Consider the following 15,642-nt stretch of genomic DNA (forward strand, 5'->3'; position numbering starts at 1 on the left):
CTGAGTTTACGCCCCTTTAAACTGCCGCATTTACACTTCAGGCGATAAACAACTTAAAAAATATGCAGGCGGGTGGATTTAAGCAGATATGGCATCGCGAGACGGTAGAAACGGACGTATCGAACCTTCCTTCGGCAACGCGCCGAAAAAGGAAGAGGAAGAAGACGTGTTTCGCGTCGATGATGAGGAGCGCATGGCCAGAACGCAGCGCAGCGGCAAGCAGCCAAAAGAGCGTGAACCGCGCGGTTCACGCCGCAAAGCTAAAAAACGCGGTGGCTTTTTTGGCTTCGTTCGCCGTGCCTTTTACTGGTGCCTTGTGCTCGGCCTTTGGGGCGGTATCGCATTTGCTGGTATGCTCGTTTACTTCGCAGCAAAAATGCCGCCGACAACCGACTGGTCGATCCCAGACCGTCCACCAAATGTGCGTATTGTTGATGTTCAGGGCAATCTAATTGCCAATCGCGGCACGACCGGCGGCGAAGCCGTTGGTCTGCATGAAATGTCGCCGTTTATTCCGCAAGCGGTTATGGCAATCGAAGATCGCCGCTTCATGTCGCATTTCGGCATTGATCCAATCGGGCTTGCACGCGCCGTTGTGACCAACATCACCTCGGGCCGCGCCGTTCAAGGTGGTTCGACACTGACGCAGCAGCTGGCTAAAAATCTGTTCCTGTCGCCTGATCGCACGCTGGAACGTAAGGTGCAGGAAGTGATGCTCGCCCTCTGGCTTGAGCATAAATATACCAAAGAGCAGATACTAGAGATGTATCTGAACCGCGTTTATCTCGGTTCAGGCGCCTATGGTGTTGATGCTGCCTCACGCCGCTATTTCAACAAATCTGCAAAAGACCTCAACCTGATGGAAGCGGCGACAATCGCCGGTCTTCTGAAAGCGCCGTCGCGCCTTTCGCCTGCCCGCGACCCGGAAGCAGCCGCTACCCGCGCGCGGCTGGTTCTCGGTGCCATGCGCGAAGAAGGTATGATCGATGACCGTCAGGTCGCGATTGCGGAAAGCGAGCCGCCAGCACGTGCTGCCTCTTATTGGCAGGGGTCGGAAAACTATTTTGCCGACCGTGTGGTCGCTGAAATTCCATCCCTAATTGGCGAGACAAAGACAGATATCACGGTTGAAACCACTGTTGATCTCAACCTTCAGCGCGCAGGCGAAGAAGCAATCAAGGATCAGATTTCCGCAAACGGCAAAAAGATGAATGTGAGCCAGGGCGCGCTTGTTTCAATCGATGGTACGGGGGCAGTGCGCGCTTTGGTTGGTGGTTATGACTATGCGGCCAGCCAGTTTGACCGCGTGACCGATGCACGCCGTCAGCCAGCATCGTCGTTTAAGCCATTTGTCTATCTGACTGCTTTGGAACAGGGCCGTACGCCGGATTCTGTACGCAATGATGCGCCCGTGCGGATCGGAAAATGGACGCCAAGCAACGACAACGGCAAATATATGGGCGAAGTGACGCTTGCGACCGCGCTGTCTCACTCGCTCAACTCCGTCTCTGCACAGCTTGTGATGGAAGTCGGACCGCAGACCGTTATCGACACCGCACATCGCCTTGGTGTGCAATCAAAGTTGGATCCCAATGCATCACTTGCGCTGGGCACTTCTGAAGTATCGTTGCTGGAACTGACCGATGCCTATGTGCCTTTCGCCAATGGTGGCTATCGCGCTCCGGTCTATTTCATCACCAAGATCACCGATTCAGAAGGCAAAGTTCTTTATCAGCGGGAAGACGGCATTGGTCCGCGCGTCATCGATGAGCGTAATGTCGGCATGATGAACGCCATGCTGCGCAAGACTGTAGAAGACGGCACGGCAAAACGCGCAGCCTTCGGCTGGCCAGCCGCTGGCAAAACCGGCACGAGCCAGAATTTCCGCGATGCATGGTTCGTCGGCTACACCGCCAATCTCACCACTGGCGTCTGGTTTGGCAATGATGATGGCAAGGGCATGAAGCGTGTGTTCGGATCGACACTGCCGGTGGCTGCCTGGAAAGCCTATATGAAGGAAGCGCATAAGGGCGTGCCCGTTGCCGAGCTTCCCGGCCATTACGACATTCAGAACATCATTCCCGGTGGCAGTGACGGCATCGATCCGAACAATCCGTATGAACCGGGTATGATACCGCAGGGCGGCTATGGCGAACAGCCGCTGGCTGGCAATGGCGATGACGGCTATTGGCCGCCAGCTCCTGACTCGCCAGCGCGCAACAATGTTCAGCAGGATCAGCAACCCGGCATGCCTGCCAATTACCCAGCCAATGATAATGGCACACCTCTGCCTCCCGGTGATGTCGGCGGACAGCCACAACAGAACCGTGATTCAACCACGCTTCTCGATATCATTATGGGCAATACGCAGTGATCTTATGTTAGGGCCGGTTAATACCGGCCCTTATCGCGATCAAGTGAAGCAGATAGCGCTAATAGCTATGAAATCCGCTCGAAATCCTGAGTGGCTTAGTCTATTCAAGGATGGAGAGTGAGGTTTTCATGTCTACAGTTTCCCAAACAGATGCGGCCCGGTCTGACGCTCCCAAGCCAGAAGCGGAACGCAAAACAATCGTTTTGACAGGCGCAAGCCGGGGTATCGGCCATGCGACGGTTAAGCGTTTTTCGCGCGCTGGCTGGCGCGTCATCACCTGCTCGCGTCAAGACTTCGCTGAGAATTGCCCATGGCCAGCAGGCCCGGAAGATCACATTAAGGTCGACCTTGCAGATCAGGAAGACGTTGGCAAAGCCATTGCTGAAATCCGTCGCAGGCTAGAAGCCAATGGCAGCAAGCTGCATGCGCTTGTCAACAATGCCGGTATTTCACCAAAGGCAGAAGGCGGTCGCCGCCTCAACTCCATCGAAACGCCGATGGCTGTGTGGCGCGATGTATTTCAAGTGAACTTCATGGCACCGATCATGCTGGCGCGTGGCTTGTTCAAGGAACTGGAATCCGCGCAAGGCTCCGTGGTCAATGTTACCTCCATTGCTGGATCCCGCGTGCATCCATTTGCGGGTACAGCCTATGCCACCTCAAAAGCAGCGCTTGCAGCCCTCACCCGAGAAATGGCTTCGGATTTTGGTCCGCATGGCATTCGCGTCAACGCCATAGCGCCCGGCGAAATTGATACAGCCATCCTGTCTCCCGGCACGGAAAAACTTGTCGAGCAATTGCCGATGCGTCGTCTTGGAAAGACCTCGGAAGTTGCCGAGACCATCTATTATCTTTGCACCGAAGCCTCGTCCTATGTGACGGGTTCAGAAATCCATATCAATGGCGGTCAGCACGTCTGATCGATTTTCAAAAGTGCGGCATTGATCAACGCCGCGCTTTTGTGTTTACCTTGCTCGTTTTGTAATCTTCAATCGATTTAACAACTGAGTTGAAACCATGATCCTATGCTGCGGTGAAGCCCTGATCGACATGCTGCCACGCGAAACCGCGGCAGGTGAAACAGCATTTTTACCGCTCGCTGGCGGGTCTGTTTTCAACACCGCGATTGCACTTGGGCGTCTTGACGTTCCAACGGGTTTCTTCTCCGGCCTTTCATCGGACTTGTTTGGCGATGTGCTGCGCGACACACTTGCACGTTCCAAGGTCGATTATTCATTTTCAGCCACGTCGGACCGTCCGACAACACTGGCTTTTGTCCGCCTCGTTGATGGGCAGGCGCGCTATGCTTTCTATGATGAAAACACAGCTTTGCGGATGCTCTCCGAAAGCGATATTCCGCCGATTGATGCTGCGATCAAGGCCATGCTTTTTGGCTGCATCAGCCTGATTTCCGAGCCATGCGGCAGCATTTATGAATCGCTGATGACCCGCGAGGCATCAAAGCGCGTGATGTTCCTTGATCCGAATATCCGCTCAGGCTTCATCAAAGATCGCGAAACGCATCTGGCACGCATGAAGCGGATGATTGCGCTTGCGGATATTGTGAAGCTTTCGGATGAGGATCTCGAATGGTTCGGCGAAAAGGGAAGTCACGACGAGATTGCTGCGCGATGGCTTAAGCTTGGGCCGAAGCTGATTGTCATCACCAAAGGCGCACATGGAGCTGATGCCTATAGCACAAACGCCACCGTTCGGGTGCCCGGCGTAAAGGTTGACGTGGTTGATACGGTTGGCGCTGGCGACACGGTCAATGCGGGTATTCTGGCGAGCCTGTATGGTCAGGGGCTTCTCGACAAAGAAGCACTCGTCAGTCTGGATGAGGATCAGATTCATGCCGCTGTGGCGCTTGGTGTTCGCGCGGCTGCCATCACGGTTTCACGCGCGGGTGCCAATCCGCCGTGGGCAACCGAAATGAAAGACTAGATCGAAATCTACTGCAAACTTGCGTGTGAACGGATGCTCCCCTGCCCTTGACCTCAATCATTTAGCGCCTTCTATTGGACGAGGGCGAAAGAGAATCGAATTCAAGCGAGGGACAATCATTGGACGTCTTGCGTATAGCTGCCTTCTCGCAAGGTAATCAGGGCGGCAACCCCGCCGGTGTGCTGATTTCTGAAAAAATGCCCTCTGCTGAGGACATGCAGAAAATCGCCAAGGACGTGGGTTTTTCGGAAACTGCCTTTGCAATGCCAGAAGCCGGAGGTTTTCGCGTGCGCTATTTTGCACCGGAAACAGAAATTCCATTCTGTGGCCATGCCACAATCGCATTGGGTGCCGCACTTGCCATGCGCGAAGGCGATGGGCGCTTTGCATTGAAGCTCAACAATGCCGAAATCAGCGTGGAAGGCCGCAAGGAAGGCGAACTTTTCGCCGCCAGTCTGCAATCGCCGGGAACGCGCAACCGTGCAGCATCGGATATCGAAATTGAGCAGGCGCTAGCGCTCTTCAACTATGAAAAAGATGATCTGGCGCCGGGCATTCCACCAGCACTTATTCACGCCGGAGCCGATCATATCGTGCTCGCATTGCGCTCACGCGAGAAGCTTGCAGCCATGCATTACGATCTTCAGCGTGGCCGGGTACTGATGAGCCGTCAGGGCTGGACCACGATCCTTTTGGTGCACGCAGAAACGCCTACGCGTTTCCATAGCCGCAATCCATTTGCATCGGGTGGTGTTTACGAAGACCCAGCAACGGGCGCTTCGACTGCCGCATTTGCGGCCTATCTCCGTGATCTCGGCTGGCCACATGGCGGCGCAATCGAAGTGCTTCAGGGCGAAGACATGGGAATACCGTGTCATCTGCGCGCAGAGATTGGCCATATACGCGGCGAATCTATCCGCTTGTCGGGTACGGCACGCTTGATGGAATAGTAACGCCGCAGCTCATTAAAACGCCGATCTGAATAAATCAGATCGGCGTTTTAGCTATTTGTCTTAACGCGCATCTTTTCCAAAAATGTTTCACACTTTTCGGGATGCGCTTTATACTTTGACGAGCTGCTCCACCCGCTCCTCATTGCCAAAGAATTTCAGATAGCGCGCGACTTCCTTCGGATCGCCGGTCGCCTTCTGCGGATTATCAGACAGCTTGACCGCCGGACGGCCATTGGCATCAATCACTTTGCAAACCAGAGATATAGCTTTGAGGCCATGAATGGTTGTTGGCGCGCAACCAGCAAAGTCATTCGTCAGGTTCGTGCCCCAACCAAAGCTCATGCGGACGCGACCTTCAAAGTGGCGATAGGTTTCTTCAATCGTATCGACATCAAGCGCATCAGAGAAAATCAGCAGCTTATCGCGCGGGTCTTTGCCGCGTGATTTCCACCATTCAATGATCCGTTCGCCGCCTTCGATTGGCGGTGCGCTGTCTGGACGGAAGCCTGTCCAATCGGCAACCCAATCGGGCGCGTTGCGCAGGAAGGCAGCTGTGCCAAAAGCATCCGGCAGCACGATCAAAAGATTGCCGCCATAATAGCGGTTCCAGTCCTGCAACACGCGATAAGGCGCGGTTTGCAGTTCCTCATCCGTATTGGCGAGGGCTGCCAGCACCATTGGCAATTCATGCGCATTGGTGCCAAGCGCTTCCAGATCATTATCCATCGCGAGAAGCACGTTGCTGGTGCCGGTAAAGGAACTACCGATGCCTTCTTTCAGCGCCTCAACGCACCAGCGCTGCCACAGAAACGAATGGCGGCGACGCGTGCCAAAATCGGAAATCTTCAATTCTGGCAATTCGCGCAGACGCTCCACCTTGCTCCACATCTTGGCCTTGGCGCGGGCATAAAGAACGTCAAGCGAGAAGGGTCCAAGATTCTTCATCGCAGCGCGTGAACGAAGCTCATTGATGATGGCAAGCGCCGGAATTTCCCACATGGTTGTGTGCGACCACGGACCATGGAAATGCAGCTCATACTGGCCGTCTTTACGGCTCAATTCATATTCCGGCAGCTGGAAATCAGGCAGCCAATGGAGGAATTCCGGCTGGAAAATCTGCTTGCGGCCATAAAAGCTGTTACCCGCGAGCCAGATCATTTCTTTCTTGGTAAAGCGCAGAGTGCGTGCGTGATCAAGCTGTGCGCGCAATTCGCCTTCATCAATCTCGTCGGCAAGGCGCACGGAGGTCGTACGATTGATCAGCGAGAAGGTGGCGTCCACCTTGGGGTAAAGCCCCCAGATCATCTGCAACATCAGAAGTTTGTAGAAATCCGTATCCAGCAGGCTGCGAACAATCGGATCAAGCTTCCATGCATGATTGAACACGCGCCGCGCAATATCGGTCTTGGCCATAACGGCCTCCATTCCATGAGCATATACCGCTGCCTAGCCAAATGCTTGGCAGCAAAAAGAAAGGCGGGTTTTCACCCGCCTTTTTAAATGCTTCATTCAGATTTGGGAAGCTCTACAATGATTTCATGTTCGCCATCCGGCTTGATGATTACACCGTCTTCAGGCTTGGTGACTTTGCGACCATCGAGTTTAATCGCCTTGGTCTTAGCACCCGTAACAACTTTCACACGATAGAGCGCTTCACCGAAACGAAGTTCTGCTTCATAGCCATCCCATTCCGGCGGCAAAGCCGGGTCGAGATGCAGACGATCACCGCGCTTAGTAACGCCGAGAATGCCTTCGGTTGCCACGCGATAGAACCAGCCGGCAGAACCCGTATACCATGTCCAGCCACCCTGTCCGCGACGCGGCTCGACCGAGTAAATATCGGCAGCAATCACGTAAGGCTCAACGCGGTAAGTATCCGGGTTGCGGCCATGATTGACCGGACTGATCAGCGAGAACAGCTTCCATGCTTCCGCCGCCTTACCCATGCGGGCGAGCGCCAGAATAGCCCATGTTGCACCATGGGTATATTGGCCGCCATTCTCACGAACGCCCGGCGGATAGCCCTTGATGTAACCCGGCTCCTGCACCGTCTTGTCGAAAGGCGGGGTGAAGAGACGCAGCAATTCACCCTGATCATCAAGCAGGTGCTTTTCAAGCGAGGCCATGGCTTGTTCCGAACGCTTAGGATCGGCAACGCCCGACAGCACACTCCAGGACTGTGCGATGGCATCAATCTGGCATTCGTCGCTGTCTTTTGAACCAAGCGGCGCGCCATTGTCAAAGAAGCCACGGCGATACCATTCGCCATCCCAACCATCACGATCAAGCGCTTTAGTCAGGCTTTCCAGATGTGCCGCCCATGCTTTCGCACGGGAATCCTTGCGGCTTTCTGCAATCGGGATGAACTGACGCAAGGTGTAAGCAAGGAACCAGCCGAGCCACACGCTTTCGCCCTCGCCCTTCACGCCGACAAGGTTCATGCCGTCGTTCCAGTCGCCGCCGAGCATCAATGGTAGACCATGCTTGCCGGTGCGTTTGATGGCGAGATCAAGCGCCAGCGCGCAATGCTCATAAAGGCTCACGGTTTGATCGGAAATCTCCGGCTCAAAGAACGCATCATGTTCGCCCTCTTCAAGCGTGCGTCCCTTCAGAAACGCCAGCTTTTCGTCTAGGATCGCATGATCGCCAGTCGTTTGCACATAAAGCGACGTGCCATAGCCCAGCCAGACCACGTCATCCGAGATGAGTGTGCGAACGCCCGCACCCGTTGCAGGCAACCACCAATGCTGAACATCACCTTCCGGGAACTGACGTGAAGCAGCGTTGAGAATCTGCGCACGAGCCAATGACGGATCAATCAGCAGCAACGACAGCGTATCCTGCAACTGGTCGCGGAAGCCAAAAGCACCGCTGGCCTGATAGAAGGCTGCACGCGCCCAGATACGGCAGGCAATCGCCTGATAGGGCAGCCAGCCATTAATCAGCAGATCGAATGCCGGATCAGGTGTCTTGACCTGTACGCGATTAAACAGACTGTCCCAGTGCTTGCGAGAGGCGTTGAGCTTCTCGTCAAAGGAAGCCTTGCGGCTTTCTGTGACCAGCGCCTTTGCCTGCTGCTGATCTGCAGCATTACCGAGCAGGAACACCACTTCGCGGCTTTCGCCCGGACCAACTTCAACGTCGATTGCAAGCGCTGCACACGGATCGCGCCCAGCCTCGACCGTGTTGGACAGCGCTTTGCCAGCCAGCACGATTTCAGGACGATCGACCGAGCCCGTCGAGCCAATAAACTCGCCACGATCAGCCGTTACCGATTGCGGCTTTTCGGTTGCCGCAAAGAACGCCACCTGACCAGACTTGTCCGGGTGATATGGATTGCCTGCAAAGAGCGCACCGAGTTCTTCATCCTGCGATGGCACGATGAACGGCACATTCTTGGAGCGAGCATTGCCCAGCACCCATTCGGCATAGCCATAGACACGCAGCTTGCGTTTTGAACGGCCCTTATTGGTGATTGTCAGGCGCGAGAGCCGGACTGGTTTTTCAGCGTCAACGATATGGGTCAGTTCCAGCGCGAGTTCGCCATGTTGGGCAGCAAACGTGCTGTAGCCATGGCTGTGACGTGCTTCATAGGTCACGGCCTCGTCACGGAGCACACTTGCGGTTGGGGCAAAACTGCGTCCGGTTTCGCGGTCGAGAATATAGATCGCTTCGCCCGGACGGTTTGTGACCGGATCATTCGCCCAAGGGGTGAGCTGATAATCGCGGCTGTTGCCCGCCCATGTGAAAGCCGAACCTTCTGCCGAGACGTGAAAGCCGAAATTCGGATTGGCAATAACGTTGATCCAAGGATGCGGCGTCGTTACGCGGTTGTTGATGCGCACGACATAGCTGCCATCCTCAGCAAAGCCACCGTAGCCATTCCAAAACTGGAGATCGTCGCCAGTTGGAGCGGGACGCACAGCAGGCTTTGGCTTGGCAACAAGACGGCGCTCTTCGGTGCCGCGTTCGATTGCTGCTGGTGCAAGACCGGCAGCGCCAAGCCCCTGCTGCAAGGCAGGCGTCTTGCCATCGCCGCGTGCAGCCAGATCGACAGTGAGTTCTTCACTGCGGCGAAGCTGTTCGGCCAACGAGCCGTTCTGGGCGTGCATCACGATGCGAGCGGAAGCAAGCAGCGTATTGTAGCTCTCTTCGCTCATCTGATCGCGACGAACCGCAAAGATATGCGGCTGACCACCACCACGAGCGCGGAAGCCCTCAATGATCCAGTCAATCGCGCGCTGCGTATCCTGCGCATAGGAGAAGGCGCGTTCATTAACGGCAACCACATCCACAGTCAGGCCCTTGCTGCGCCAGTATTCCTGAGCACGCAACACGCCACGCAGCACATCAAGATCGACTTCGTTATCAATGCGGAGCGCAAAGATCGGATAGTCGCCCGAGATCGACATTGGCCAGAGGTTTGACTGCTTGCCAAGTCCCGCTGCAATGGTTTCGGGGGGTTGGCGCATAGTCCGCTCTGGATAGAGCAGATAGGCCGCAACCTTCTGATAGTCAGCTGCTTCCGCTGGCTTGATGCCGATATGGTAGAGCTGCACCTGCGAACTCGTCCATGACAGCGAATATTCGCGAACGAAAGTTTCCGGATGACGGTGGGTTGCAACAGCATGCTCCACCGCATCACGGCTACCGCCTGCGAAGGTCCAGAAAACAAGGCTTACCTTCTTGTGCGCTGGAACGCGGACGCGTGTGCGCACCGATGCAATCGGATCAAGCACGCAGCCTTGACTTCCGGTGAACTTTGCACCTTCATCAAAGGCCACTGCATCGCGCAGCGAACGGCCACGCCCGATGAACGCACGGCGGTCGGTTTCCACTTCCGTTTCACGAACCGAGCCAGACAAGTCGGTCACAAAGTGCGCGACATGAATGTCCGGGTCAGACGGCGCACGCTTGCGACGCTTCGCATAGATGGTCGAGCCATTATCCGAAATTTCGGTTTCAACGAACATCTTGGCAAATGCCGGGTGCGCGGCATCGCTGTCGCTGTCGGTCAGAACCAGTTCGGAATAGGACGTCACTTCAATCACGCGATCACGCGCGGATGTGTTGATGATGTCGAGCCTGCGGCCTTCGCCATCCGATTCCGACGAGACGATCACTTCCACAACGGTCTTGATATCACCGGCGGTTTTGTAAAACTCCGCCTTGTCTTCGGTGAAGACAGTCTTGGTTTCCTCATCCGGATTGCGCACTGGCTCGCCAGTTGCCGACCACCAATAACCGCTTTCCATATCACGCAGGAACAGGAAGCTGCCCTGCAAATCTTCCGATGCATCGGCATGGAAGCGCGTGATGTCCCAATTATGCCAGCGGCTATAGCCAGAGCCATTGGCCGTGACCATCAGCGCATATTGGCCATTCGACATCATATGCGTGGTGCGTGGTGCCTTGAACGGCACATCGATAATCCGCATCGGTGCATCGTCGAAGCCGCCCGAATCCACGCGCATCGGATTTTCCGTCTTCGCATAGATCATCGGGATTTCGCGTGGTGCCTTTTCCTGCAACAGCAGTTCTGCTGCTTCGATCACCGGATCGGAGTGGAAACGCTCACGCATACGGCCTTCGAAAATCACGTTGTTAACCGCGATGATCGCCATGCCATGATGATGGGCATAGTAGTTTTTCACGACAGCATAGGTTTCACCTTCGCGAACGCGCGATGGGGTGAAATCAACTGAATCGTGGAAACCATAACGGCCAAGCGCACCGAGCTTTGCCAGACGCTTCAAGTTCGCAACAGCTGCCGCTGGCTGATACTGCGCTGCAAGCAAGCTTGCATAAGGCGCGATAACAGCATTACGCGACAGACCACGCTGGAGACCGAGGTTCGGCACGCCAAAGTTCGAATACTGGTAATTCATATGCGCGTCGCGCGCATTGAATGCTGCTTCTGAGATACCCCATGGCAGACCACGCGAGGTCGCATAGTCGATCTGGCGCTGCACTACGAGCTTGTTGGTCTGATCAAGAAGCGAACCAAGCGGTTCGGACATGACCAGCGGCGGCATCAGATATTCGAACATCGAGCCGGACCAGGAGAGCAGAGCGCCCTTCCAGCCAACCGGCACCAGAAGGCGGCCGAGCTTGAACCAATGTTCAACCGGCACATCGCCCTTGGCAATCGCAAACAGGCTCGCAAGACGCGCTTCGGACGCCAGAAGATCGTAGCAGCTTTCGTCCAGCTCGTTTTCCTGCACGCGGAAACCAATGGAAAGAAGGCGGCGTTCTTTACGCTCCAGGAAGCCAAACTGCATATCAAAGGCCAACTGGCGCGCACGCCCGGCCAGATCTTGCAGACGTTCGCGCAGCTCGTCTGTGTTGTGCTCACCAACGGAATCATCGGTGTGTGCCTTACAGGTATCGACCAGAATATTGGCCCATTCCTTGGCTTCAGCACTTGCAGCTGTTTCGATTTCGCTATCCAGCTCTTCCATCAGGCGCACAATATCGGTCGCAAAAAGCGACAGATTGATCGTGCGGAAAGAGGCTGTTTCCGGCTCTTCTTTGATGGTGCGAACAGCGCGGCGGAAATTGGCAATCCGCTCTTCCAGACGACGACGAAGCGGACGCAGAATGCGGCGATCATCCGGTATCTGCGCGATGCTTTCCTCAAGGATATCATTGACATCAAGAATGCCATCGAGATCGGCCTGAAGGTAGACACTTGGCGCTTCCGCCCATTCTTCGAGTGCCGAAGAAAGCGTCACAAGATGGCCAGCCAAGTTGCCACTATCAACCGCAGAAACATAAAGCGGACGCATCGGCGTCAGCGTGTTGGTTTCATACCAGTTGTAGAGATGGCCCTGATATTTCTCCATCTTTTCAAGCGTGGTGACGGTCGCAGAGAGGCGATTGAGTGTTTCATCAAAACCGATCCAGCCGAAATCGCGGGCCGCGACAACGGACAAAACATAGACACCAATATTGGTTGGCGACGTGCGCTGAGCCACGATCGGTGCCGGGTCTTCCTGAAAGTTATCCGGCGGCAGATGGTTGTTTTCCTCATTGGAAAACTCGGCGAAATAGCGCCATGTACGACGTGCATAACGGCGTAAATCGGCCTTGTCGGAGGAGAGAACTTCCAGCGTATCCTGCGGCTTGGCTGAACGACTGACGAGCCAGGCGATCAGTGGCGACGCAAACCAGATCACAGCAAACGGTGCTGCAATCAGTGCAGCATGGCTATCAGCACCAAGTGGGATGAACACTGCAAGACCGGCAATGATAATGGCAGGCCACATCAACTGGAAATAATAAAGCAGCGTATCCGGCGATGACTTTGCCTGCGCCGCTGTTTTCCATTCAAGCATATCGCGATGCGATACAAACAGGCGATAGATCGTGCGCACGATTGCATCGGCCATCAGGAACGCAGAATGCGCGATAAAGGTGGTGCGCAGCGCCACATCCGCTGTGCCCAATGCAACATCGGTCAGAACCGATTGCGCGTGGCCTTTCAGCGAATAATCCATATTCGACGGAATAAGATTGGTCAGAATACCGAAAGTCGGCGCCACAAACATGCTGACGATCAGGAACGCCTGCCAGACTGAGGCGACGCCAATCGGCAGAATACTCCAGCCGATTACCGAAGCAATCAGCCACATGATCGGGTTCAGTGAACGACGCAGATTGTCGACCATCTTCCAGCGTGTAACAGCACTCACACCACGGCTTGTTGAGAACAGCCACGGCAGAAGCTGCCAGTCACCACGCGCCCAGCGATGATGACGCGATACGTCGACATTATAGCCGGTCGGATAATCTTCAACGACTTCAACGTCACTAACGAGTGCCGCACGCGCGTAGCCACCTTCGAGAAGATCGTGGCTGAGCAGCGTATTTTCCGGCACGCGGTTTTTCAGTGCCACTTCAAAAGCGTCGATGTCGTAAAGGCCCTTACCCGTGAAAGTGCCTTCTCCGAGCAGATCCTGATAAGTGTCGGACACAGCAAAGACATAAGGATCGATGCCGCGATTGACCGAGAACACGCGTTGCAGGAACGATGCTTCGTCGCCAGTGGTGAGCGATGGTGTAACGCGTGGCTGCAAAATGCCGTAACCGCGCACAACACGGCCCGTCTTCTCATCAAAAACAGGGCGGTTCAGCGGATGGCTCAACTTGCCGACCAGATGCGTGACCGCTTCCGGCGTCAGACGCGTATCCGCATCCAGCGTCATCACATATTTGATGTCTTTTGGCAGACGGGCATCAGGTGCAAAATAGCTTGTATCCTGATCGCCACGCAGCAACAGGTTCAGCTCATGCAGCTTGCCGCGCTTGCGCTCCCAGCCCATCCAGCAGCCCTGCTTTTCATTGTAAAGCCGGCGGCGGTGAAGCAGGAAGAAACGCGGCTGTTCATCACCAGTATAATGCGCATTGAGCTTGACGATTTCTTCGCGCGCATATTCATAGATTTCCATATCAGCAGGTGTGATTTCCTGCTTGGCATCCGTCCAGTCGCTGACCAGCGAGAAATAAATCTCACCACGCGGATTGGTGAGATAATGGACTTCGAGATTGCGGATCTGCTCGTCGATGGAATCACGTGAAGTGATCAGCGTTGGCACCGCAACCAGCGTACGTGCCTCAGCCGGAAGACCTTCCTTATATTCAAACCCGATCAAACGGGTTGGCTGCACAAAGCGCGGGACGAGCGCATTGAACAGCGAATAGGAAGCATCCATTGCCGGGAACAGCGCAAGCAGCGTAAAGAGCGTGCGCAGATCAGCCGACAGGCCAGCCTTCATCATGCAGTAATGCACGATTGTCAGAATAATAACCGTGAAAATTGCTGTCGGGATAAACAGACCCAGCAAACCAAGGCCGCGATAAAAGCGCAGGGCTTTAGTGCCAAACGGTGCCTTGTAGCCGCAAAGCTGCTCAAGTTCCTTACGACCATCACCCGAAAGAAAATAGGCAATCGAGCCTTTACCTTCCGCTTGCGCCTCTCCAACCTTGCTGTCTTCTGCAAGTTTGAGCGCCGCCCATGTGATGTCGATTTCGCTCATATCCGAAAAGCGGGCGAGCTTTTCAATCGTCACACGATAGGCATTGCGCGAGCGGAAATCGAGTAGTTCAAAATCGCTATGATCGCGCAGGATGGCATCGACTTCGTTGACAGTTTCAAACCATGTTTCCCAGTCGATATCGTCAATGCGCTTGAGACTGGTAATCGCATTGCCCATGGTCACGCCGCCGGTGGACTGACGGGCATGTTCTTCGACAATCGCGTCTTCGGCGTTGCTGCCTTCCTGCTCGAGGATGCGCTCAAGCCAGATCGATGCCGCGGAAGTATCGGTTGAGGCACTGCGCAGACGATAAAGCAGATGCGTGGCAAAGGTGCTGTCGCGTGCGGCATGCGCATATTGTGCAAGCACCGTTTCCAGTTCATGCTCATTGGCAGCAATGACGATGCGGTCAGCAGCCGTATTGGCGAGATTGCGCATGTTGCGCGCGCGATCAACACGCAGTGCTAAACGGCGCACATTCTCAATCAGGAAATAGCGCACCGCCGATGGCAGCGCCCACAACTCACCAATCTTGAGTGGCTCGACGCTTTGAAAGCCCTGCACCAATGCAGTCAGCGATTTCAGCGAAAAGTTGCTGTCGGTATGCGCGACATAGAGCCAGGCCAGCGCAAAAATGCGCGGCATATCTTTCTGCGCTGCATAGGTCGGCAATTGGCGAATGAACTTGCGCGGCAAATCGCGGCGGGTCTGCTGTGCGGTCTTATCCACCTGGTAGTGGTTATCGAGCAGCCACTGCGCAGCGGGCGTAATGGTTTCACCTGCGCGCGATGCCGCGTCCGATGAACGATAAGCATGCAGGATCAGCTTGCCGTTTTCAGACAGGCGCTGATCGAATTCAAAAGACTGATAGCCGGGGAGTGCCAGCACATCTCCGCGCGCAACAGAAGCTGCGAGTTCGCGCAGCTCATCCTCGCTTTTGTAGAGAGCTCGTATCGGAGAAGGTTGCTCGGGCGGAATCTGATCCGAAGTCTTGCGATCGACGATGGATGAATTTGACGGCGAAGAAGACAATTCCGGCATGTGCCTTAACAGCCTTTCGGAAGGAAATGAGTTGAATGCGGCGGGTGAATACTAAATAGAGTTTCAATTCAGAAAAACGACAGTATCCGTAATCGGTTCCCTGAATGTCTGTATCATTTGACCAAAATGCGACGACGGGTTGTGCTGATATTCAAATCGGTTAGATCGCAACGCACAAATCTTTCCCGGTAGTAATGTTGCGTTATGAAATGTGCGGTTTCCACAACCCTAACATACTGAAAATAAAAATAATACCACTCAGAGTCTAGCTCCATTGTAATACTTACCGGGC

6 protein-coding genes are annotated in these 15,642 nt (G+C 54.9%); 4 read left to right on the top strand and 2 right to left on the bottom strand.

What is annotated here, in order from left to right; genetic code table 11:
* Window positions 1–88: 88 nt before the first annotated feature.
* From J2782_RS11450 to J2782_RS11465, 4 genes are all read left to right on the top strand, one after another.
* Complete coding sequence (locus tag J2782_RS11450; RefSeq protein WP_310012563.1) at window positions 89–2,374, top strand: transglycosylase domain-containing protein; 2,286 nt, start codon at window positions 89–91, stop codon at window positions 2,372–2,374.
* 128 nt (window positions 2,375–2,502) lie between these two features.
* Complete coding sequence (locus J2782_RS11455) at window positions 2,503–3,294, top strand: SDR family NAD(P)-dependent oxidoreductase (protein WP_250039185.1); 792 nt, start codon at window positions 2,503–2,505, stop codon at window positions 3,292–3,294.
* A gap of 97 nt (window positions 3,295–3,391) precedes the next feature.
* Window positions 3,392–4,318: a carbohydrate kinase family protein gene (locus J2782_RS11460; RefSeq protein WP_310012569.1), complete on the top strand. Its 927-nt coding sequence runs from the start codon at window positions 3,392–3,394 to the stop codon at window positions 4,316–4,318.
* A 119-nt stretch (window positions 4,319–4,437) separates the two neighbouring features.
* Entirely contained in the window at window positions 4,438–5,268 is an 831-nt protein-coding gene (locus tag J2782_RS11465) for a PhzF family phenazine biosynthesis protein (RefSeq protein WP_310012572.1), read from the top strand.
* Between the two features lie 111 nt (window positions 5,269–5,379).
* On the opposite strand, the gene pncB is transcribed toward J2782_RS11465, so the two are convergent.
* Together pncB and J2782_RS11475 are read right to left on the bottom strand one after the other, a co-directional pair.
* On the bottom strand, window positions 5,380–6,684 hold the full coding sequence (gene pncB, locus J2782_RS11470; protein ID WP_310012574.1) for a nicotinate phosphoribosyltransferase: 1,305 nt from the start codon (window positions 6,682–6,684) through the stop codon (window positions 5,380–5,382).
* 92 nt (window positions 6,685–6,776) lie between these two features.
* Window positions 6,777–15,350, bottom strand: a complete 8,574-nt coding sequence (locus J2782_RS11475; RefSeq protein WP_310012576.1) for a glycoside hydrolase family 94 protein — start codon at window positions 15,348–15,350, stop codon at window positions 6,777–6,779.
* Window positions 15,351–15,642: the final 292 nt, after the last annotated feature.

The organism is Brucella pseudogrignonensis, from assembly GCF_031454375.1.
Classification (GTDB): domain Bacteria; phylum Pseudomonadota; class Alphaproteobacteria; order Rhizobiales; family Rhizobiaceae; genus Brucella; species Brucella pseudogrignonensis_A.